This window comes from Marivivens sp. JLT3646 (assembly GCF_001908835.1).
Taxonomy (GTDB): Bacteria; Pseudomonadota; Alphaproteobacteria; order Rhodobacterales; family Rhodobacteraceae; genus Marivivens; species Marivivens geojensis.
In genome coordinates this window covers 2,025,197-2,047,191 of the sequence record NZ_CP018572.1, presented here as the reverse complement: position 1 = coordinate 2,047,191, position 21,995 = coordinate 2,025,197, and the positions used below count along the sequence as shown (strand labels likewise).

The 21,995-nt window shown below is 56.3% G+C and carries 22 protein-coding genes, 1 tRNA gene and 1 pseudogene; 6 read left to right on the top strand and 18 right to left on the bottom strand.

Going from position 1 to position 21,995, the window contains the following annotated elements; all coding sequences use genetic code 11:
* Window positions 1-29 precede the first annotated feature (29 nt).
* The 4 genes from BSK21_RS10205 to BSK21_RS10190 all read right to left on the bottom strand — a co-directional run bounded on the left by BSK21_RS10205 (window position 30) and on the right by BSK21_RS10190 (window position 2,973).
* Complete coding sequence (locus tag BSK21_RS10205) at window positions 30-965, bottom strand: cytochrome c (protein ID WP_156529607.1); 936 nt, start codon at window positions 963-965, stop codon at window positions 30-32.
* A gap of 11 nt (window positions 966-976) precedes the next feature.
* Complete coding sequence (locus BSK21_RS10200; protein WP_067551266.1) at window positions 977-1,549, bottom strand: cytochrome c; 573 nt, start codon at window positions 1,547-1,549, stop codon at window positions 977-979.
* Window positions 1,550-1,975: 426 nt separating this feature from the next.
* Window positions 1,976-2,440 carry a cytochrome c gene (locus BSK21_RS10195; RefSeq protein ID WP_067551263.1) on the bottom strand — a complete coding sequence of 155 codons (465 nt, stop codon included), beginning with the start codon at window positions 2,438-2,440 and terminating at the stop codon, window positions 1,976-1,978.
* 29 nt (window positions 2,441-2,469) lie between these two features.
* On the bottom strand, window positions 2,470-2,973 hold the full coding sequence (locus BSK21_RS10190; protein ID WP_231924823.1) for a L,D-transpeptidase: 504 nt from the start codon (window positions 2,971-2,973) through the stop codon (window positions 2,470-2,472).
* A gap of 222 nt (window positions 2,974-3,195) precedes the next feature.
* On the opposite strand from BSK21_RS10190, the gene BSK21_RS10185 reads away from it, so the two are divergent.
* A complete protein-coding gene (locus BSK21_RS10185) occupies window positions 3,196-3,492 on the top strand; it encodes a DUF2933 domain-containing protein (RefSeq protein WP_067551258.1) in 297 nt (98 codons plus the stop codon).
* 83 nt (window positions 3,493-3,575) lie between these two features.
* Window positions 3,576-5,924, top strand: a complete 2,349-nt coding sequence (locus tag BSK21_RS10180; protein ID WP_232230428.1) for a protein-disulfide reductase DsbD — start codon at window positions 3,576-3,578, stop codon at window positions 5,922-5,924.
* A 113-nt stretch (window positions 5,925-6,037) separates the two neighbouring features.
* Here the strand turns inward: BSK21_RS10180 and BSK21_RS10175 are convergent, their stop codons facing one another.
* From BSK21_RS10175 to BSK21_RS10135, 9 genes are all read right to left on the bottom strand, one after another.
* Window positions 6,038-6,796: an IS5 family transposase gene (locus tag BSK21_RS10175; RefSeq protein ID WP_074039020.1), complete on the bottom strand. Its 759-nt coding sequence runs from the start codon at window positions 6,794-6,796 to the stop codon at window positions 6,038-6,040.
* 62 nt (window positions 6,797-6,858) lie between these two features.
* Entirely contained in the window at window positions 6,859-7,764 is a 906-nt protein-coding gene (lgt, locus tag BSK21_RS10170; protein WP_067551652.1) for a prolipoprotein diacylglyceryl transferase, read from the bottom strand.
* A gap of 97 nt (window positions 7,765-7,861) precedes the next feature.
* The gene (ccmI, locus tag BSK21_RS10165; RefSeq protein WP_067551252.1) at window positions 7,862-9,025 is read right to left on the bottom strand and encodes a c-type cytochrome biogenesis protein CcmI; all 1,164 of its coding nucleotides are present in this window, start codon (window positions 9,023-9,025) and stop codon (window positions 7,862-7,864) included.
* Window positions 9,022-9,492, bottom strand: a complete 471-nt coding sequence (locus tag BSK21_RS10160) for a cytochrome c-type biogenesis protein (RefSeq protein WP_067551240.1) — start codon at window positions 9,490-9,492, stop codon at window positions 9,022-9,024. The genes ccmI and BSK21_RS10160 overlap by 4 nt, the downstream gene beginning before the upstream one ends.
* 1 nt (window position 9,493) lies before the next feature.
* Window positions 9,494-10,054 carry a DsbE family thiol:disulfide interchange protein gene (locus BSK21_RS10155; protein WP_067551235.1) on the bottom strand — a complete coding sequence of 187 codons (561 nt, stop codon included), beginning with the start codon at window positions 10,052-10,054 and terminating at the stop codon, window positions 9,494-9,496.
* A 3-nt stretch (window positions 10,055-10,057) separates the two neighbouring features.
* Complete coding sequence (locus BSK21_RS10150; protein ID WP_009573618.1) at window positions 10,058-12,058, bottom strand: heme lyase CcmF/NrfE family subunit; 2,001 nt, start codon at window positions 12,056-12,058, stop codon at window positions 10,058-10,060.
* A 47-nt stretch (window positions 12,059-12,105) separates the two neighbouring features.
* Window positions 12,106-12,405, bottom strand: coding sequence for an SHOCT domain-containing protein (locus BSK21_RS16050; RefSeq protein ID WP_197498203.1), 300 nt, complete (start codon window positions 12,403-12,405; stop codon window positions 12,106-12,108).
* Between the two features lie 22 nt (window positions 12,406-12,427).
* Window positions 12,428-13,813: an ATP-binding protein gene (locus BSK21_RS10140; RefSeq protein WP_067551230.1), complete on the bottom strand. Its 1,386-nt coding sequence runs from the start codon at window positions 13,811-13,813 to the stop codon at window positions 12,428-12,430.
* Window positions 13,810-14,532 (bottom strand): response regulator, encoded by a 723-nt coding sequence (locus BSK21_RS10135; protein ID WP_009573615.1) that lies wholly within the window; start codon window positions 14,530-14,532, stop codon window positions 13,810-13,812. The genes BSK21_RS10140 and BSK21_RS10135 overlap by 4 nt, the downstream gene beginning before the upstream one ends.
* A gap of 168 nt (window positions 14,533-14,700) precedes the next feature.
* On the opposite strand from BSK21_RS10135, the gene BSK21_RS10130 reads away from it, so the two are divergent.
* From BSK21_RS10130 to BSK21_RS10115, 4 genes are all read left to right on the top strand, one after another.
* Window positions 14,701-15,315 carry an EF-hand domain-containing protein gene (locus BSK21_RS10130; RefSeq protein WP_067551223.1) on the top strand — a complete coding sequence of 205 codons (615 nt, stop codon included), beginning with the start codon at window positions 14,701-14,703 and terminating at the stop codon, window positions 15,313-15,315.
* Between the two features lie 89 nt (window positions 15,316-15,404).
* Entirely contained in the window at window positions 15,405-15,791 is a 387-nt protein-coding gene (locus tag BSK21_RS10125) for a DUF302 domain-containing protein (RefSeq protein ID WP_067551214.1), read from the top strand.
* 21 nt (window positions 15,792-15,812) lie between these two features.
* Window positions 15,813-16,274 carry a rhodanese-like domain-containing protein gene (locus BSK21_RS10120; protein WP_067551207.1) on the top strand — a complete coding sequence of 154 codons (462 nt, stop codon included), beginning with the start codon at window positions 15,813-15,815 and terminating at the stop codon, window positions 16,272-16,274.
* Window positions 16,275-16,289: 15 nt separating this feature from the next.
* Window positions 16,290-17,738, top strand: coding sequence for a multicopper oxidase family protein (locus tag BSK21_RS10115; RefSeq protein WP_067551197.1), 1,449 nt, complete (start codon window positions 16,290-16,292; stop codon window positions 17,736-17,738).
* Window positions 17,739-17,959: 221 nt separating this feature from the next.
* Here the strand turns inward: BSK21_RS10115 and BSK21_RS16180 are convergent.
* The 5 genes and pseudogenes from BSK21_RS16180 to glpX all read right to left on the bottom strand — a co-directional run.
* Window positions 17,960-18,130 (bottom strand): annotated as a pseudogene (locus BSK21_RS16180) (IS481 family transposase); the annotation flags it as partial.
* Window positions 18,131-18,376: 246 nt separating this feature from the next.
* Complete coding sequence (locus tag BSK21_RS10105; protein ID WP_232230427.1) at window positions 18,377-18,853, bottom strand: polymer-forming cytoskeletal protein; 477 nt, start codon at window positions 18,851-18,853, stop codon at window positions 18,377-18,379.
* Window positions 18,854-19,060: 207 nt separating this feature from the next.
* Window positions 19,061-19,135 (bottom strand) — tRNA-Glu (locus BSK21_RS10100).
* A gap of 64 nt (window positions 19,136-19,199) precedes the next feature.
* Window positions 19,200-20,948: a single-stranded-DNA-specific exonuclease RecJ gene (gene recJ, locus BSK21_RS10095; protein WP_067551189.1), complete on the bottom strand. Its 1,749-nt coding sequence runs from the start codon at window positions 20,946-20,948 to the stop codon at window positions 19,200-19,202.
* A gap of 78 nt (window positions 20,949-21,026) precedes the next feature.
* Window positions 21,027-21,989, bottom strand: coding sequence for a class II fructose-bisphosphatase (glpX, locus tag BSK21_RS10090; protein WP_067551182.1), 963 nt, complete (start codon window positions 21,987-21,989; stop codon window positions 21,027-21,029).
* Between the last annotated feature and the right edge of the window lie 6 nt (window positions 21,990-21,995).

The window sequence follows — 21,995 nt, the reverse complement described above, 5'->3', positions numbered from 1 at the left end:
TTTTGGCTCACACATGGTCTCTATTGCAGTCACATGCCTTTATTAGCAGCGGCGCCCTCGCCCTGAGCGACCCGGTCGGCTCGAGGTTCATCACCATCAAGCAAGTACACGGCCATCGCTTCCAGATCGTTGGGGGACAAAAAGCGCGTATTGCCCTGCACGACCTCCACCATGCTGCCGCCGAATGCGTCGCCTGACGGCGTCACGCCAGTACGCAACGCATAGGCGAGGTTGGAAACGGTCCAGCCGCGTTCCGCCAGTGAGTTCGGCGTGATCGAAGGCGCCTTGCTCCCCCCTGGCAATGCCTCATTTCCAGCAAAAACCGCGTCAAGCAGACGCCCGCCTCCGATATTGCGTGGCGTGTGGCAAGCACCGCAATGTGCGGCACCTCGAACCAGCTCGCGACCGCGGTTCCATTGTGCGTTTTTCTCGTCAATCGGTTCCGTGGGTGGATCGTAGAGATAGGCCGCCCGCCATAGCTTCAGGCCCCATCTCTGATCGAAAGGAAACCTGACTTCATGCTCAGGCGCTGCCTCGGCGACCGGTGGCACGGTCTGGAAAGCTGCCCAAAGGTCGGCAATGTCCTGATCCGTGAAATCCGCATAGAACGGATAGGAAAAAGCGGGATAATACGGCTCTCCGCTAGGACTAATGCCCTGGCGAACCGCCTTGGCGAACTGCTCAACCGTCCACCCCCCGATGCCGTTCTCTTTGTCTGTCGTCAGATTGGGCGGAAAAAACGTGCCAAAATCTGTCGTCAGTCCCGCGCCGCCCGCGAGTGCGGCGCCGCCAGCCTCTGAATTGGTGTGGCATGAAATGCACCCGGATACGCGAGCCAAATAGGCGCCGCGCTGGACATCACCCGTTTGCGTGATCGACGCGGGCACCTTGCCAATCGGCCAGATCACAAGGCCGCCGACCACAAGGGCGCAAAGCGCCCCTGCAGCAAAGACCAGTTTTTTCATCCGGCCCATCTTTACTTCGCCTCGTAGCGGAATTTCGCGTGACATGCCGAACATGTCTGGGTCACCATGTTGAATGCCCCATCTGCGGGCATCGAGGCATAGTCCATCATCGGGCTTCCTGACGAAGTTCCCATCATGGACGAAGCTCCCATCATGCTTCCGGGGGATTGCGTGCCCATCATGGAGCCTGCATCCATTCCCGCACCTGACGCCATAAGCTCGTTGTCGGCGGCCTCGGCAAGACCTTCGCTAACCACCTTGAGCTGCTCTGCGAGCGCACTGAATTCTTCCCAATCCGACCAGATCTCGGACTTTGCTTCCGACGGTTTCCCAGCAGACCCTTCGGGAAACAATTCGGTCATGCCTTCGCTATGTTCGACAAAGACGCGTGCTCCCGCACGAACAGCTTCAGCATCATAGGTGATTTCACCACGCATCATCGGAGCCAGTTCTTTGACCGATTGCCCCATGGCCATCATGCCGTCCATGCGTTCCTTGACGACACCTTCCGCGCCACCATGTGCAAATGCAGCTGCGGCCATTGTCGTTCCTGCCAAGAGGCCGATCATCAGTTCGCTTTTCATCGTTCCGTATCCTGTATTTCCATGCTTGATAGATTTAATTTGATGAGGCGTGGTTGCCCCTAGGTCAGGATAGGTGTTTGGGAGGCGGGGTGTCCCTTAGGACATTCCGGTTAGAAAAGCTCTGATCTGGATGTTCGCGAGGCAATTGCGACAAGTTGGTCGAAGCTCTCGGAGTTGATACAATGACAATTACCATATTTTTCGAGCAGTCCGGCCCCGGATCGCAATGCCCGGGGAGAAGATTATCTGCATCTTCCTCATGGGAGGTCTGATGTTTTTGCACACTTCGTTCGGAAACTTTGGCAGCGACCGTTTCATGGCCAATTGCATCGAGAGATCCCGCCGGGAGGACGACATATAACGCGATCGAGACCAGCAGGAGAATCTGGATCGCGCTACGGAATATGTTCAGCCCGGCGACCAAAGTCAGTTGATCCCGTTCGCGCGCTGCAGTTCGCGCACGTATCCAGCAATCATCTTCACATCACCTTGGGTGAGGCCTTCAACGGGAGGCATATTGCCAAAATTCCAATGATGAGATTGGACGCCGTTTTGCGCCGCATTCAGGAACGCGGCATCGGAATGGTGGTTCGGCTCGTAGATTTTGTGAACAAGCGGAGGAGCGACCCCATTCTGGCCTGCGGCATTTTCTCCGTGACAGCTGGCGCATTTTGCCTCGAACGCGCGTTGCCCCATTTGGGCTTGCGGAGAGAATTCAGCTGGAAGGAGTACATTGGCAATGGGCGCGCCCTGAGGTATGCCGCTCGTGTCCGGCGGAACCATTGAGTGTCCTTGAGCAGTCTGCGCCGGGGCCGGCTGCAACGCCTGCCAACCGACCGCTCCAAGGCCGAGCACGAAAAACCCGCCAACGAACCATTCCCAGAAATTCATAGTGTTTTACTCTCCTGCATGTGATCCGTTCAGATCAACTTAACCTGCGTCCCGACCGGTGTGCGGTCGAAGACCTCTTCGATATGTTCGTTGTAAAGGCCGATGCAGCCGTTTGATGATCGACGCCCGATTTTCCGTGTGTCTTGGGTTCCGTGGATCCGGTAGTATTGCCACGACAGATAGAGCGCACGCGTTCCCAGAGGATTGGAGGGATCTCCTCCAGGCACATAGGCTGGCCATTCCGGATTGCGTTCACGCATTGAAGGGGTCGGCGCCCAACCTGGATTTTCCCGTTTCTCGACAACTTCTGTATACCCACGCTTCGTCAATTCATCAGTTAAAGGAACAGAGGTCGGGTAAATCCGCATCTCTTCATTCTCTGTCCAGTGTTGGAGCACCTTTGTGACAGTATCCGAAATGATGAGGCCCTTCCCGAGACGGTCAAAGTGATCGCGCCAATTGTGGAGAACGAACGACGAGATATTGCGTCTTACCACACCAGTCTCTTCCGCCCGAAGAATCTGGGGGGTCATCAAGAATGCGCCTGAAATTGCAATCAGGCTCCGCCTGTTCAGCCTCTGTCTCTCTGCCATTTGTTCGTCCTTGGTTGCTCAATTGGACAAGACAGGCATTGCTCAGATGGGGCTGAATCTCAACCGCAACAGGCCGCAAGATTTGTATCGAAGTGTATCCTTGACCTTCCAGCAGGAGAGCAAGCTAAACAGGATGCGTTGACCAAATCAGAGGTGGATCCCATGCAAGAGGATAACGATTCAGCAGGCAATCGCCACGGAAAGTTGATGCACTGGGGCATGATGGCTTGCTGTGCTGTCATGCTTCTACCCGTCGCAGCTTTCCTGATCGGAGGAGGCACCGTCGCTGGCCTGTGGGCAAACGCTGCCGCTTTTGCGCCTCTGGCGCTCTGCGTTGGCGCCCATTTTGTGATGCACAAGATGATGGGGCGTTCATGCCATGGAAGCGACGAGCACAAGAAGACCGCTCCCCAACCAGTGCTGATTGAAGATATGACCGACAGCGCTGTCCGGCGGTAAGTCGAAATGAGAAAAAGAGCGCGGCTGGCGACTGTATTCTTGGGAGCGATTTTCGTGAGCGCTTGTTCCGGCGGACCAGTCCTGTGCCCGACAAACCCGCCGCCAACTTTGTCGACAAAGTCACCAGAGCTGGAGCTGCCCAATGGATGTCGTCTGGCAGGGCCTATCTCCAACGGTGTGGGCCAGTTGGATTGTGTAAACGGCCGATCAGGCTTTGTTGCCACTCAAGTTCAAAGCCTGGAGATAGTGCGATGACCATCTGGCGCTCGCCAATCCGTCTTGCTTTCTGCGGTACCCTCGCTGCCGCAATGTTCTGGCTCTTGATCCCCTTTGCTGCAACGGCCGAGGTATCAGTCGCCCACAAGGTCACTGCGGTGGAAGCGCGGCTGATCTCCGCCGAGGATGCCGTTTCCGCCGAAGCTCAAACGCTCTCCGCCGGTCTGGATTTGAACCTTGCTGACGGATGGAAAACCTATTGGCGTTCGCCTGGCGAGGTTGGCATTCCGCCACAGATCGACTGGAGCGGGTCGACGAATGTCGCGGGCGTTGATTTCCTATGGCCTGCGCCCGAGCGGTTCACTGCCTTTGGCATCGAAAACTTCGGCTATCATGATGAGGTTGTCTTTCCACTTCAGATCACCCTGAAGGATCCTGGGGAACCTGTCGAACTCAGAGCAAACGTCAAGCTCTTGACCTGCTCAGCAGTTTGTGTCCCCCAGGATTTTGACTTGGCACTTTCGTTGCCTCAGGGGAACTCAATCGATCAAGTCTCGGCTAATCGTATCGGGGCATTTCTCGCACGCGTTCCGGCGGAAGGAGGAGCGGCAGGCGTGACCGCCGCCACATCCCATATAAACGATGATTTCACCGGCCTAACGATAGAAATAGCTGCCACGACTGCCTTCAAAACCCCGGACGTCTTTCCTGAAATTGGTGATGGCAACACGTTGGGGAAGCCCGACATTCGCCTTGGGGCAAGCGGGCGAACGCTTTGGGCTGAATTCCCAATTCTTGCCTACATGGCAGATACAGACGCGCCGCCACGGGTAACCGTGACGGACGGGCCGGATCACGCCCTCACCGTCACGCCAGATCGGGCAACAACCGCCCCAACTCCCCCTTTCAGTATTGATCGGGTGGTCCCCGGCATTGATCAAGTGATCTGGATCGCCATCATCGCTTTTCTTGGGGGCTTGATCCTGAACGCCATGCCTTGCGTGCTTCCTGTTCTGTCGATCAAGTTATCTTCTGCCCTGAAATCCGAAGGACGCGGCAATGCCCAAGTCAGGGCAGGCTTCTTGGCCGCCGCCGCCGGAGTCATGGTCTTTATGTGGGCACTCGCGGCTGTTCTCTTCGCATTGCAAAAGATTGGCGTTGCCGTCGGTTGGGGGCTCCAGTTCCAGAGCCCAACGTTCCTGGTTCTGATGCTCCTGATCCTTGGTCTGTTCACCGCAAACCTGTTTGGACTGTTTGAATTCTCTTTGCCTGCCGCCCTGACAACGCGGTTGATGAAAGCAGGAGGTACGGCCGGGTATGGAGCGGATTTTGCCACCGGATTTTTCGGGGCGGTCATGGCTACTCCCTGCTCCGCGCCGTTTCTTGGAACAGCTATCGCATTCGCACTTGCGGGGCGGGTGATAGACATCGCTGTCGTTTTCACCTTTCTCGGGTTAGGTCTGGCCAGCCCATATCTGTTGGTGGCCATCGTGCCGAACGTTGTTCGGTTCGTGCCCAAGCCTGGCCGCTGGATGATCGCCTTGAAAGCCGGCCTTGGCATCCTCCTGATGGGTACCGCGGCATGGCTGTTCTATGTCCTGCTCGGCGTTGCTGGATCGCGCGCGGCCCTAACAGTTGCATCTCTCGGTGCGGTTATGCTCTTCATAGCGGCATCGCCCTGGGTGCCAAGATCTCTTCGCTGGCCCTTTGGGCTGGCGCTGGCGGCACTCGCGGTTGCGGCCGCGCCATTCTTGGCAACACCCGCCCCCCCCGATGCCCAAGCAGGAAAAATTGCCTGGGTCACATTTGACCGCGGCGATATTGCCCGTCGAGTATCACGCGGAGAGGTCGTTTTTGTCGATGTAACCGCCGATTGGTGTTTGACCTGCAAAGCCAACAAGGCGCTCGTTCTTGAACGCGACCCGGTTCTTTCGGCATTGAACAGCTCTGGTGTCACGCCGATGCTGGCCGACTGGACCCGCCCAGATGACGCGATCACCCGTTTTTTGGAGACCAACAACCGTTACGGCATTCCATTCAACGCGGTTTATGGGCCGTCTGCTCCCGAAGGAATTATCCTATCTGAAATATTGTCGACTCAGGATGTTCTTGCTGCTCTGCACGCGGCGCGTCCGGGGGCCGCTCAAGCAACGCTCATCGAGGACGATGTGAAGGTTTCCAGATTTGGAAACACTTTGGAGCAAAGTGCCGACTGAGTAATTTCGCCTAAGCTGCGCATCAAGGACGCCGAGTCAGGCAGCATTTAACGCCCTGATTTAGATCAACCACACCATATGGATAGCGTGTTATAATCACTTAGGGTCAGGATTCATAACCAATAGATGACGAGAGCCGCGAGCGCGATGGCAGAGAGAAACACCTTGGGGCAGCGGTCATAACGGGTCGCGACACGCCTCCAATCCTTAAGCCTACCGAACATGATCTCGATCCGGTTGCGACGCTTGTATCTGCGCTTGTCGTATTTGACCGGCGTCTTGCGTTTTTTCCGGCCTGGGATGCAGGCGCGTATCCCCTTGTACTGTAACGCTTCTCTGAACCAGTCAGCATCATAGCCGCGATCCCCGAGCAGCCATTTGACCTTTGGCAGGCCGCGCAGCAGGGCCCTTGCGCCGATGTAATCGCTCACCTGTCCGGCGGTAACGAATAGGTCGATTGGTCGCCCCTTGCTGTCGCAGATGGCGTGCAGCTTGGTGTTCATGCCGCCTTTGGTCCGTCCGATCAGACGGCCACGCCCCCCCTTTTTGGCGGCCATGCTGGTCGCTGTTCGGTGGGCCTTCAGGTATGTCGCGTCGATCATTACGGTCGTCTTCTCACCGTGTTCCGCCGCCAGTCCGGCCATCATCCGGGCGAAGATGCCCTTGTCGCTCCAACGCTTCCAGCGGCTGTAGAGCGTTTTATGAGGGCCATATTCTCGCGGTGCATCCCGCCAGCGCAAGCCATTGCGATTGATGAAGATAATTCCACTCAACACCCGTCTGTCATCGACCCTTGGCTTGCCGTGCGACTTCGGGAAGAAAGGCGCAAGTTTGCCCATCTGCTCATCGGTCAGCCAGAAAAGATCACTCATGTCACCACTCCTTTTCGGAGCCGTGAATCATGCAGCGAGACCGAAATCAATGCATCCTGAGCCTAAGATACCGATCCTATGGCGGACCGCTTCTGCGCCAGCCAAAGTAATCCAAATCCCGCGGCTAACATCGGCAAGGAAAGGAATTGCCCCATCGTAAGCCCCCAGTCACCAAACTGCACAACATACCCAATCGGATTGTTCACGTCTGCGAATTGAGCGTCGGGCTGGCGAAACAACTCTACAAAACTTCTCGCAAAACCATATCCGGCCAGGAAGAGCCCGCAAATTGCCCCTGGTGTCCGAAGCCATCCGCGCCGCCACGCAAGGAATAGGAGAGCGAAGCCAAGCAACAGGCCTTCCAAAATGGCTTCGTACAGTTGCGAAGGATGCCGTGCGCAAATGTCGGTTATTCCGGGGCATGATTGCGCTGCGTCACCGGGAAATATGACGGCCCAGGGCATGTCCGATGGGCGGCCCCATAGTTCATTGTTTATGAAATTTGCGATCCGGCCCAAGAACAAGCCCGGTGGCGTTGCCAGAGCGAGAAGGTCAGCCATGCTCAGGAGCGGCACACGCTGACGGATGCCATAAACAAGCGCGGCAATGGTTACGCCAGCAAACCCACCATGAAATGACATTCCCCCTTGCCAGACCTTTAGAATTTCTATCGGATTGGCAAGATAGAACCCGCGCTGATAGAACATGACGAACCCTAACCGCCCGCCAACGATCACCCCGATGATAATCCAGGTCAAAAGATCCTCAATTTGGCGCGGTGTTAGCGGGGCGCCCGATGCAGGCCACAGAGCGGCGCGTTTGACCGTGGCAACACAAATTCTCCAGCCGACGAGAAGGCCGATGATATAGGCCAACGCATACCAGCGGAGAGTCAACGTAAACGTGCCGATCTCAACCGAAAATATATCCGGCCCGATATTTGGGAACGGAAGTGCGGACAATGGCATGGACATTCTTTCTAGTCATTCGGGTGAGGCCGGATCGTGCACATAAGCCGTTCGTGCTCTCTCATGGTTTGTTCATCGCGAGTGAAGCTGCCGCGGGCTATTGGCCCGACTGGAGTTCTTCCAAGGACTGCGAAATGACACTTTGGCGCGGGTCTTCGGAGGAAACGGGCACCAATAGCTCTTTGGCTCGACTGTACGCGTTCAAAGCGAGGTCAGTTTCGCCGAGCACCCTGTAGGCCCTGCCAAGACGCATCCATCCATCGATATCGTCTGGTTCAGCCTCAAGGCGTGTTGCCAAACGTTCCACCATGGATCGGATAAATGCATCTCGATCGACATCATCCATCTGGCTGGCCGCTTCGACATCTGCAGCAGTGGGGCCGGGCGAATTGCCTGACATTACTGGAGCATAATCCGACAAACTGATAGGCGCTCGGCCCAGTGCCGCACCTATCCGGTTTGCTTCCGCGACAAATGTTTCCATCCAGGGTGCGAACCCATCCACTTCGTCCAATCGCGTGAGAAGACGATTGTAGGCCTGCTCATTCGCACCCGCTTGCGCAAGCCCGACAGCATCGTAAAAAGTTCCAGCAGGATTGGTCGGATCGAGCTCAAGTGCTCTTGCAATGGCCCGCTTCGCTTGGGGTGTCACGATCCCCTGTTCGGAAACGATGAGAGCTTCCGCATAGATCGAAAACACAGCAGAATCGGCATTCATGGATTGTGTTGCACGCTCGTAGGCCGATGCGGCATCCGAAGCGCGGCCCAATTTCATGAAGGTCTGCCCAAGGAGCATCCAGCCCTCTAAGGCGCCACCTTCAGGATCCGCCTGCAACCGTTGCAATAGTTTCTGCGCCAACGCTTCGATTTCACGATTTTGCGCGACCTCTGCCTGGCGATCCTCGAAAGCGATGCTGGATAGGTTTGGCGCTCCAGCAAAACTGTAATACCCCGCCGCGAACAGCGGCACAAAGACCGCAGCAGCCATGAGTATGACCCTGCCGCCGCCGTTGGATTCCCCGGTGTTTTTTACTCTCCCCACGGAGAGAACCCGCCGCTTGATTTCCTGTCGCGCCGCATGCGCCTCTGCGACTGAAAGCAGGCCGCGTTCAGCATCCCGATCGACTTCAGACAACTGGTCCTTCAAAACTGCGAGAGTCCTGTCTTCGGCCGGACCTTGCACCAAGGCAGGCTTCCACGCCGAAGCCGCAACAATACCTGAGGCAGTCAAGGCGAGGACTGCCATTGCAATCCATATCATCGGTGGTCCCCTTCGCTGGATGAAGTGAAAATGCGTGCGACCTCGGCCTCCTCGTCATCGCTCAGGTCTGCGATTTTTTTTCTTTTTCGAGAGCCCATCAGGATGTCGCCACCGATCCCCAGAGCCAAGAGCCCAAGGAGTGGGGGGGTAAACCAGAGAGCGTAGGTCTCGGGTTTAAACGGAGGCTTCAGTAGAACGTAATCGCCGTATCTCGCTTGGATGAAAGCAAGTGCATCTTCGTTCGTGTCACCCGCAACCAACCGTTCCCGGACCAAAAGTCGTAGGTCGCGCGCAACGCCGGCGTTCGAGCTGTCAATATCCTGATTTTGGCAAACTACGCAGCGAAGCTGCCTGGAAACCTCCCGTGCCCGAGCCTCGAGGATTGGATCGGAGAGGATTTCGTCGGGCTCAACAGCCTGCGCAGACATTGGCATGATGAGTGCCAACACAAGGAAAAAACGACGCATGTCAGCTCCTCTCCTCTAACACACCCGCTTGTCGGAGAGCCTGGCGAAAGGTTGATACAGCCTCTTCACCGACGATCGGGCCGACGTATCGGTAGAGCACCGTTCCATCGCCTGCGACAATGAATGTCTCGGGCACACCCGAAATCCCCCACTCGATCCCAGCACGACCTGACAGATCCAAGCCAATACGTTCGTACGGGTTACCGAGATTTTGAAGCCAATTGACCGCGTCTACCGGTTGATCCTTGTAGTTGATCCCGAACAAACGCACGCCATCGCGCTCAACCAAAGCGCTCAGAACCGCGTGTTCGGCACGACAGGGAACGCACCAGGAAGCGAAGACATTAACGACGACTGGCGTTGGGTTTCCGAGCAGGTTTTCCCGAGACAGTCCCTGTACATCAAGACCCGGCACCGGCCCGAGAATGAACGAGGGAGCTGGCTGAGAAATGAGAACCGAAGGAATCTCGCTTGGGTCACGATTGGGATTCAGGCCCCACAAGAAAAATCCGCCGACAATCACTGCCAGTACCAAGGGAATAATCGCTACAGCTCGTTTCATTGCTCACTCCGCTGCGACCGGTTTCGTGGATCGTGCCTTGGAGCTTTGGGGTGCCCCGACCCGGAAGCGGCGATCGGACAAGGACAGACTGCCGCCTATGACAAGCATGGCCGCACCCAACCAAAGCAAGCCGACGAATGGCTCATAGAGAATACGCAGAGTCCAGGCACCGCTCTCTTCGGCTTTGTCCAGAGAGGGTTCCGTGATCGAAGCGTATAGGTCTCCCGCCAGGGTTGACCGTATCGCCGATTCTGTTGTCGTACTTTGTGCGACCGGATAGCTGCGCCGTTCAGGTTTGAGAGCCGTCACGAAAGAGCCGCCCCTTTCGACGCGCAGGGTTCCCTGATCCGCAATATAGTTCGGGCCACGAACGCGCTGCACACCTTCAAATGTGACATCAAATCCCGCAATGTTGACACTCGTGCCGGGCTCTACAAATGCGATCTCTTCAGATTTCCAAACCGAAGAGCCAATCATGCCGATCATCAAGACCGCAACTCCCGCATGAGCCAGCGTCATTCCATGCGCCGCGCGGGGCAAATTGCGGGCACGCCGGATGCTTTCCTGGAGCGGAACCTCGAACAAACGAACCCGCAGCGCCCATTCACGTAAGGAAGCAAAAAACAACCAAAGCGCGATGAGGATCGAAAGATATGCCAACACGGGCCCGCCTTTGGCGAAATACCAAATTGCGAGCGTTGCCAGCACCGCCAGCACCACCACGAAGCGGACACGTTGAAGCACTCCGACGAGATCGGCTCGTTTCCAGGACAAAAACGGCCCGAGACCCATGACAAAAACCAAGGGGAGCATCATTGGTACGAACGCGCCATTGAAGAACGGCGGACCGACGGAAATCTTGTCACCAGAAACGGCTTCGAGAAACAGCGGATAAAGCGTACCGAACAGAACCGTGCCAGTCGCTGTAGCCAGGATCAGGTTGTTTAGCAACAACCCTGCCTCTCGGCTAATCGGCTTAAACAACCCGCCACCTTCCATCATTGGCGCCCGCCACGCATAGAGTGCAAGTGAGCCACCAATTGAAATCGCAAGCAGGCCAAGAATGTATAGGCCTCGCTCCGGATCCACGGCAAAAGCATGCACAGAGGTCAGCAAGCCAGACCGAACCACAAATGTGCCGAGGAGTGACAGCGAAAACGTCAAGATCGCGAGTAGGATTGTCCAGCTTTTGAACGCGTCACGCTTTTCAGTGACAATCGCCGAATGGAGAAGTGCTGTCCCGAGAAGCCAGGGCATAAAACTGACATTTTCAACCGGGTCCCAGAACCACCATCCACCCCAACCCAGTTCGTAATATGCCCACCACGATCCCAAAGCTATCCCCGCGGTCAGGCTTATCCACGCGGCCAGTGTCCAGGGTCGAACCCATCTTGCCCAGGCTGTGTCGATCCGCCCCTCGATCAAGGCTGCGGCTGCAAACGAAAAGACGATCGAGAAACCGACATATCCAAAATACAGCAGCGGTGGGTGCATCGCGAGGCCGATATCCTGGAGCAGAGGATTGAGGTCAGCGCCATCAAGCGGCGGAGGAAAGACGCGCTCGAACGGATTGGATGTAAAGAGAAGGAAGGACAGAAACCCGACGCTGATCCATGCCTGCATTGCCAAAGTTCGCGCTCGGAGTGTTTCCGGTAGGTTTGAGCCGAAAGCAGCAACCGCAGCACCGAAGATGGTCAGAATGAAGACCCAGAGCAGCAACGATCCTTCATGACTTCCCCAAGTCGCCGCGACTTTGAAGATCATTGGTTTCAGCGAATGCGAATTGTTCGCGACGTTCAAAACAGTGAAATCAGAGACAACAAAAGCGCGCATCAAGGCGGCAAAGGCAAGTCCGACGAAGACGACCTGCCCAAAAGCAGTCGACCGGGCCGAACGCATCCAGAGAAGATTGCCCCGGGCCGCGCCGAAAAGAGGAATAGTCGATTGGACGAGGGCCAACGCCAATGCGAGGGCCAGCACAAAATGGCCGAGTTCCGGGGTCATAGGAGCCTCATGATCTTTGGCAGTGGGATCGACTGGTGATCAGTTTCTCAGTCGTCTAAAGCGGCCTTGCGCTTGCGATACTCGTCTTCATCAATCTCACCGCGCGCGAAGCGATCCCTGAGAATGTCCTGAGCACTAGACCCGGAAACACGGTCCTTTTCGCTGAACCAGCGAACGGCGAAGAATATCAGCGCAATAATCACGCCCCAGAACACGATCATCATCAGCCCACCCAGCATTCCAAATCCACCGCCCCACATGTGGCCGTAATAATCTCCGCCGGGGTCCGCCATGGCGGTCGTCGCGAACAGCGTGAATGCTGCGGTTGTGTTGGTAAGTCTAAGCATGTCGGTTTCCTTTCCTGTCATTTCATGTTTCAGCAACTGGCAATCGAATTGTCGCGGTAAGCCCCCTGTCCGGGTGGTTCGCCAGACTGATCTCCCCACCCTGCGCGCGAAGAATGGACCTTGCGATCGACAGGCCCAGCCCATGCCCGCCGGTTTCCAGAGAGCGGCTTTCTTCAAGCCTGACGAATGGGTCAAATACGCGTTCCAATTCTGCGGTTGGAATCCCCGGCCCTCTGTCAGTGACGGAAATTTCAATTTCCCCATCGGCTGATATCCAGCCCAGCGTTGCGGACCCGCCGTAGCGCACCGCGTTCTCGATCACGTTTCGCAATGCGCGTCGAATGGCATTGGGGCGCAATCGAACCGTGACTTCGGGGCCGTCAGAGAGCACAAACGGTACGACCATATCCCCCCGCAGAGCTTCCAGGAACGATTGCAGGTCAACATCCTGCATTGGTTCGTTCCCTGAGAGACCTTTCGCGAAGGTAAGGGTTGCTTCCACCATCGACTGCATTTCTTCGACGGTTGCGACGAGATTCTCTCGGGTTTCGTCTTCCTCTACCATTTCTGAATGTACTCTCATTGCGGTGAGCGGAGATCGAAGATCATGTCCAAGGGCCGCCAGAACCCTCGTTCGGTCGGCAACGAACCGTGTCAGCCTGTCCTGCATGCGGTTGAAACCAGCGGTCAGCTCCCGAACCTCCTGGGGTCCCCGTTCTGGCAACGCGTCTATGTCTTCTCCACGCCCCAATCGTTCCGACGCCCTGGCCAATCGCCGCAGAGGGCCCAGCAGTCCGGTCATGACAAACCAGCTCACTGCGACCAACAGGGCCATTGCCGTCAGACCAAATGTCAGCATGGAATAAAGCGGCCACTGAATCGGCGGACGCTCAAAGCGCGTACTTACGTTCAACCACTGGCCACCGGCGATCGAAATTGAAAGGTTCATCTCGATTGCGGACAGTTCACCTCGCATCATGGCCAAGTGCATCTCGGTCATTTCGTGCGACAGGTTCGGTAGCGGCAGGATCGCGCCTTGGATCTGGTGAAGCTCCACTCGAATGTCGCGGCTGTAGCTGTCGTTCAGGAGTGCGCGGACGCGGGTTTCAACCAACCCGCCATCCGAATGGTCGCTATGTTGCACAAGCGGCTTCGTCCCGAGGTCAAAGCGAACAAGGGGCGAGTTCGCCGCGCGGATAATTGATGGGCGCAGGTCAGCGGGTGCCTCTTCAATCAAGCGCGCAACATTTGCCGCTCGTCCAGCTGCCTCAAACCCAAGAGCAGCCCGTATGGCGAGGCTTCGTTCATCGGCAAAGAGCCACAGGCTGACAAACTGTGCGACCCCCAACGCGATGATGATGAGAAGAACGAGTTGGACCCGGAGAGATCGTAGGAGCCGCCAGATCATTCGGACACCTCGACGTCGACCGACAGGCAGTAGCCGCCGCTTCTGATCGTCTTGATAATACGTGGACGGAGAATGTCGGGCTCGAGCTTTCGCCGAAGGCGCGAAATCTGGTTGTCAATTTTCCTGTCCAACGGACCAGCGGAAATGCCCTGAGAAAGATCTAGCAACTGATCGCGGCTCAACACCATCCGAGGGCGCTCCAGAAGGACCGTCAGCAGTTTGAATTCTGCGACTGTAAGAGCGGTCTCTTGTCCCGCGTCGTCGAGAAGCACCTGCCGGTCTACATCCAAGGTAAGGTGTGCAAAGCGGACTTTGCGGCCGCTCAGAGATCCGGTGAAGGCCTCTTTGTGCTCGCTTCTTCGCAGGACGGCTTTGATCCTCGCAAGGAGTTCGCGTGGATTAAACGGCTTGGGAAGATAATCGTCCGCACCGATCTCCAAGCCGACAATACGGTCCGCATCTTCACCGAGCGCGGTCAACATGATGATCGGCAGTCGCCCTTCGCTTGACAGACGTTGGCAAACGGAAAGGCCATCCTCGCCAGGCATCATGATATCCAGGACCAGTAGGTCGAAGCTTCCGACAGCCAGCTTCGCGTCCATCTCCGCCGCATCCTTGGCAGCGGTTGCTCGCATGCCATTCTTTTCCAGATAGCGGGTTACACTTTTCCGGATCTGTTCATGGTCATCCACGACGAGAATATGTGGCGCGTGTTGCATGGGGCCCTTCTAAAGCATTGGAAATCAGACGGTCAGGTTCCTTTTTGTCGCCAATTGTATCAGCCCCTGTCCATTGCGACAGACGGATACAAATCCACGGGTGTACGTCCTTACATTCAAATGTTTGATGCCAAGTTGTATGAGGTCAAAAGAAGGAAAGGCTTCAAAATGTCCTACTCAACAAAAGTTTCTACCGGTCTTCTGGTTGCCGTTCTCACAGCAGGTGCTGCGCTCGCCGATGACAGCCATCACCAAGCTGCGGGCGCTGAAAGCGTCTCTCCCAATGTACTTGCTCAACCGATGGCAGGGACGGGCGGGCCCGGAATGATGATGGGTGGCGGCATGATGGATCCCAGTCAGATGGCCGAGCATCTTCAGATGATGCACGGCATGATGATGCAAATGCATTCGGGCATGATGAGCGGAAACGGCAGCATGATGGGACCAAGCACAACCGGTCAAGGTATGTTCCCGATGATGGGGGGCAACATGATGTCAATGTTCGATATGGATGGAAACGGCGCGGTGTCTCCCGAAGAGGCGCATGAGGGCCTTCAGTCGATGCTGTCGGACTATGACGCCGACGGTAATGGCACGCTCTCGATTGACGAATTCGCGTCGCTTCACGCCAAGGCGATGCGCGAGACCATGGTCGATCGTTTCCAGATGCTTGATGCTGATGGCGACGGCCAGATTTCTCAAGGCGAAATGGTCGCCCCTGCCGACAACATGGCACAGGGTATGGCCGCAAATCCCGGAATGATGACGGACCAAGACAACTGAACCCCGTCGTTCAGAAATTCCCCATTCAGGTAAGCCCGTCAACGGTTCGGTGCTTTGGGTTTGCCTGAACAAGATCGAGAGGGCTCAAAATGAGTTATACCTACAACAGACATCTGCCCAATACGGCGATTGATGATGCGGAGATGCGCCTGCGCGAAGCCCTGAAAGAAAAGGGATTTGGTGTACTGACCGAAATCGACGTACAGGCAACAATGAAGAAAAAGATTGACCGCGACATGGATGGATACCGCATTCTGGGTGCGTGCAACCCTCATATGGCATGGGAGGCCATTGGGCTGGAGCCCCGTATAGGATCGATGCTGCCTTGCAATGTGATCTTGCGGACGGTCGGAAACGGCACTGAAATCAGCGCTGTTGATCCAGTGGCTTCGATGGCCGCTGTCGAGAATAAGAAGCTGCACGAAGTCGCCGCGCAGGTGCGCGATATGCTGCGATCTGCGGTTGATAATGCATAAACTAAACTGAGGAGGCAGACCATGCTGAGCCGCCGTCAAACTTTTGGCCTGTTCGCATCGAGCACCTTGCTTGCCTATTCGCCAGCTTGGGCTGACAACCATGACGTATGGGCGCTCGATACTCTCCATGATGCGCTGAAAAGCGATTTGGCAAGGCTTGTGGACATCCGCAGACCCGAGGAATGGCAAGATACCGGCGTCGCGGAGGGGGCGTGGCCAATCGACATGACCCATCCGCGGTTCGGGGAGCGCCTCTTCGCCGCCCGCGATCTTGCTGCGGGACGCCCGGTCGCCCTGATTTGTCGGACCGGCCATCGCTCAGGTCTCGTAATGAGCAAGTTGCGTGAAGCGAAAACTGCCGGCTTTGTTGACGCCGTAGGCGGGATGCTTGGCGCCCCGGGGAGATCCGGCTGGATCGAGCAAGGTCTGCCGACAGTAACAAGAGAAGCCGCACTGGCTGCCCTCCCAAGTGAGCTAGCGTGAGAAACAGGCTATACCATGACAAATCGTAGAGCCTTCATCGCCGGCTTGGCTGGCCTGCCGTTCGCCACAGGTCCGCTGGCGGCCATCGCACAGGGGAGTGTCAGGGCGTTGGCTATGCCACCATTGCTCGACGCAACCCGCGATCGGCATTTCCGTCTGACTGCCCAAAAGGGCAAGACCGATTTTACAGGACTGGGCGGCGGTGAGACCTGGGGGTTCAACCAATCCTTTTTGGGGCCTACGCTACGTCTTCCCGCAGGAGCTTCGACGCAAGCACAGATCGACAATACGCTGTCAGAGAAAATCTCGGTGCACTGGCACGGTATGCTGATACCCGGCGAAGTTGACGGCGGCCCACACCAGACGATTGAACCGGGCACGACTTGGTCTCCCGAACTGGATCTGACACAACCACCCGCTACTCTTTGGTACCACTCGCATGTTCATGGCGACACCGGACGACAAGTTCAAAGGGGATTGGCCGGTGTGATCCACGTTGATGACGGTCGGGACGATGCTCGGGGTCTCCCGATCTCATACGGCGTCGATGATTTGACCTTGGTTCTGCAAGACCGCCGGTTCGACCGGCAGGGCCGCATCGATTATGGACTGTCTATGCCAGATCAGATGATGGGTTTCATGGGAAATGTCATTCTTGTTAACGGTCAGCTAGGCACCCAGGCTGTCGTCCCTCGCGGTATTGTCCGTTTGCGCTTGCTCAACGGCTCGAACGCGAGGATTTATCCCCTATCGTTTTCTGACCGTCGCGAGAGGCACCTCATCGCGACGGACAGTGGCTATCTTAATCAACCTGTCGCCATTGAGTCCCTCGTGATCGCTCCCGGCGAACGATACGAAGTCCTCGTCGATTTTTCGGGAGGAGAGGCTGGCACGCTGGTATCCTCTGCAAATCCCAATCAGATGATGGGTGGGATGATGGGCGGTGCGAGCACTGCTGGGGGGAGCTTCGTAGTTCTACCCTTTAGTGCGGATGCTAGACTTCCTGCCCGCATTCTGGAAATACCCGCCGACTTGGGCGGCATCCTGCCTGACGGTGAGACCCGATCAGTCAATACACGTCAGATCACACTCGATATGCCAATGGGGATGGGCATGATGATGCGTAGGTCGAATGATCGGTTTGCGATCAATGGGCAGTCCTTCGACATGGGGAGAATAGACTTGTCTCTTTCGAAGGGTGCGACCGAGATTTGGCAAGTCTCCTCAAACATGATGATGCACCCGTTTCATGTTCATGGCGTGAGGTTTCAGGTGCTCGCCGAAAACGGAAAGAAACCAAGCATACAAAATTCTGGCTGGAAGGATACCGTGCTCGTAAATGGCCGTGTCGATATCCTGGTCAGCTTTGAGCAGAAGGCAGATCGCGCCAATCCCTTCATGTATCACTGTCACATCCTTGAACACGAAGATGGAGGAATGATGGCGCAGTTCACGGTCACATGATCGTGCAAGCATGGGGATATGGTCGCCTGATTGGTTGTTTGGCGATAGCAACAGTTCTGTCTCTTGCAGTTTTCGGCCTTTTTCGGGCACGGTTTCTCTGAGCAATCTTGGGGTCGCCTTTTCAAAGCCGCTGCTCTCGCTGAGTGGCGCCAACTTGGTGCGATCTGAAGACTTGGTTGAGTGGCAAACGGAGACGAGTTCAAATTGGTCTGACAGTTCCGGATGCCGTTATCGGTGAGGATGGTATGGATGCGACAGGGGACGGCCTTGAGCAGATGCTCGAAGAACTCCTACGCGGTCTTGCGATCCGCCTTTTCCATGAGTTGGGTCACGGCAAACTTGCTAGTCCGGTCAATGCCGACGAAGAGGTAGAGCTTTCCCTCCACCGTCTTCCCGCCCTTACGCCCCAAACACCACCTCTTCCTGCTTTTCCCAACTCGCCGTCACCAGATCCGTCATCTCGCGGATGGTGATGTTCGGAACCTCCCGACCATAAACGAGCTTTGCGGAACGCTAGGTATCAGTAAATAGAGCGAGAAACTGCGCCGCGGAGACTTATTTTTGAACTATTGTATAAAGCACCAGGGTCTGCGTGTACTAAGAAGCGATGGCAGCGATCGCGGTTTGTGGAGGCAAACTTAAATCATAGTTTTCTGGGGTGGCATCGAGATTGCGCCGTTGAATTTTGCACCCATATCCATGCTCAAGGTAGGTGAGGTGATGTCTGCCTCTACATTTGCGGTCGGTTTCAAGCTGAGAGATTTGGCATAGATTTTGCCTATCACTTGTCCTTCAATCATGACTTGATCAGCCCGAATTGTGCCTGTGATTTTCCCAGTTTTGGTCACCACTAGAATGTCAGGGGTAAGGTCGCCGGTAATCGTCCCACCAAACTCGACAACACCATCACTTGTCCAGTTGCCTTCGATTTTGATCCCTTCATGAAGAACTGAGCGACGTTTGTCGGTAACGCTGCCTTCTCGATAGGGCGGCATAAATGGTTTTTTGGTAGGTGCCACATCTAATGCCGATGACTTAAGCTTCTGATCGCTTGGCGAATGCCCATCGTCGGGGGGGGCTTCGTTGGCCGTTTTAATTTTGAATTTCGAGAGCATAATCAGTCCGCCATTGGATAATCACCAGTGACATGTCCCAGAAGGGCATTCATCGTCAAGTTTCTTGGAGAGTGCGAGTGTGAGGTGTGAACCTTCAGTCAGCTCAGGACCAATGTTATCCATCATCAATTTGGTATACGGAATGGTATACAGGCTAGATGACTAAGCGCCTAAAATATTGTTTTTAAAATATTTTGGGGAATGCAGTGGCAGCCCGTAGGGGAATCGAACCCCTCTTTCCAGGTTGAAAACCTGGCGTCCTAACCGATAGACGAACGGGCCACTCTGTGCGTGAGGCGGTTTTTACGTATTGTGTGATCCGCCCGCAAGAGGCTTTTGTAAAAAATTATTTCCCAGCAGGCGCCGCATCTTCGAGACGGAGCTGAACGCTCTGTCTGCCTTGCCAAATATTGATTTCTAACCGCCCAGCAAGGTGGAACCGCGCGCCGTTGTGGGCCTCGATCATTGGGCCGATTGGACCATCAAACGCGCCAAAGGCAATCGCATCGATTCGTGCGCCGAGCCCGTCGCCGAATGTGGCCTTCAGGTGATTTGCGCCGACTCGTTTCGCGAAATGGATTTGAACGTCGGGGAAAACGAACCGAGGGGCAGAGGCCGATGCGCCGAATGGTCCTGCCTTTTCGATCTGTTCTACCAATTCTACCGTGGCAGCACCGGGCATGAGGATGCCATCGAGCCGAAGATCTGCGGGCCCCAAGCGATCAGCGCCTTGACGCGCCATAAGTTCGGCGAGCCGTTCCATAGCGGCGTCGAGCTTGTCCCGATGTACCGTCAGGCCCGCCGCCATTTTGTGACCGCCGCCTTTGATCAGTAGCCCTTCCATGGCGAGTTTTTGGATCGACGCTCCGAGGTCGATACCCGTCACCGAACGGCCAGAGCCTTTGCCGATATCGCCGTCAAAACCAATCACAATGGATGGGCGGTTGGTGGCTTCTTTAAGACGGCTTGCAACAATACCGACGACGCCCGGATGCCAACCTTCGCCCGCGGCCCAGACCAGAGGGCTATCAAACCCACGCTCTTCCGCCTGCAAAAGCGCCAGATCACGCACTTCGTTTTCGATTTCACGGCGTTCGCGGTTTAGTTGGTCCAATTGTTTGGCAAGGCTTTCGGCCTCGCGTGGGTCATCTGTCGCCAAAAGGCGCGCGCCCAGATCGGCAGCCCCAATGCGACCGCCCGCGTTGACGCGAGGGCCAAGTAGAAACCCGAGGTGATAGGAGGTCGGTGCGCTGTCCATTCCCGCGACATCCGCCAATGCTGTTAGGCCGATCCGATCGCGCTGGGCCATAACGGCGAGGCCCTGACGCACGAACGCACGGTTGACGCCGATCAGCGGGGCCACGTCCGCAACCGTCGCTAATGCGACAAGGTCAAGGAATGACATCAGGTTTGGCCCCGTTATGCCCTTTGCCCGAAGGCGGCGATTCACGTCGACGAGCATCATGAACACAACGCCCGCAGCGCAGAGATGTGCGAGTTCGCCCGTTTCATCTTGGCGGTTGGGGTTCACGACGGCGACACAGTCGGGCAGGGTTTCAGAGCCCAAGTGGTGGTCGAGGACCATCACATCCGCGCCTTTTGCGGCGGCAATTGGGCCATGCGAGAGGGTGCCGCAGTCAACGCAAATGATCAGGTCGTGATCTTTGGCGAGCGTCTCCATTGCAGGCTCATTAGGGCCATAGCCTTCGTCAATGCGGTCAGGGATATACAGCGTTGCCCGATGTCCCATCGCCTTTAGCCATGTTATGAGAAGCGCCGCAGAGGTTCCGCCATCCACGTCGTAATCAGCAAAAACGGCGATTTTTTCGCGGCGCTCGAGCGCGGTAATAAACCGCTCGGACGCCTTATTCATGTCGAGCAAGGTCAGCGGATCAGGGAGCAGATCCCGCAACGTGGGCGCTAAAAAACTATCTGCTTCATGCGGTTCAACGCCACGTCGCGCCAATGTCCGACAGACGGGCGCTGGCAGGCCTGTCGCCTGTTCCATCGCTTCGGCAAGCCGATCTTCTTCGATGCTCGGGCCGATCCAGCGGCGGCCCGTTGCGGACTGTTCGACGTTGAGAAATGCTTTCATACCTCGCTTATCGCCCAGAGAGCAAAGCGGCGCAATGATATGAAAAGGGCCAGAGCGATGCTCTGGCCCGATCAGGATTTAGATAGGGTTGGTGTAAGTCATCCGACGCACAGAGCCCGTTTTGGACCGCATCAGGATTGTTTCAGCGGTCAAATACCCCGGTTCGCGTTTGATCCCAGCCAAGAGACTGCCGTCGGTCACGCCGGTGGCTGCAAAGATCACGTCGCCTTTGACCAGATCATCACGGGTGTAGACGCGGTCAAAGTTGGTGATGCCAGCTTTGGTGGCGCGGCCACGTTCGTCGTCATTGCGGAACAGCAGCTTGCCAAAGAACTGGCCGCCCATGCATTTCAGCGCTGCAGCAGCCAGAACACCCTCAGGTGCACCGCCAGAGCCCATATACATATCGATGCCTGTCTTTTCAGGTTCTGCACAGTGCATTACGCCCGCAACGTCGCCGTCCGTGATCAGGCGGATAGCTGCGCCTGTGGTGCGCAGTTCTGCGATCATTTCGTCATGGCGCGGACGTTCGAGAACGCAGACGGTGATGTCTTCGGTCGAACAGCCTTTGGCTGCTGCCAGTGCGGAAACGCGCTCGGATGGGGACATGTCCATGGTCACGACGCCCGCTTTGAAACCCGGTCCAATGGCGAGCTTTTCCATATAAACGTCAGGAGCGTGCAGCATCGAGCCGCGCGGACCCATCGCGATAACGGTCAGAGCGTTGGGCATATCTTTCGCTGTGAGAGTCGTCCCTTCGAGTGGGTCGAGCGCGATATCCACCGCCGGACCTTCGCCTGTGCCCACTTCTTCACCGATGTAGAGCATCGGAGCTTCGTCACGTTCGCCTTCTCCGATGACGACGACGCCTTTGATGTCCAGTTTGTTCAACTGATCCCGCATCGCGTTTACGGCGGCTTGGTCCGCAGCTTTTTCGTCTCCACGCCCGATCAGTTTTGCCGATGCGAGAGCCGCAGCTTCGGAGACGCGAGCGAGCCCGAGCGAAAGCATACGGTCGTGGAATTCAGTGGTCTGCGACATGTCAAA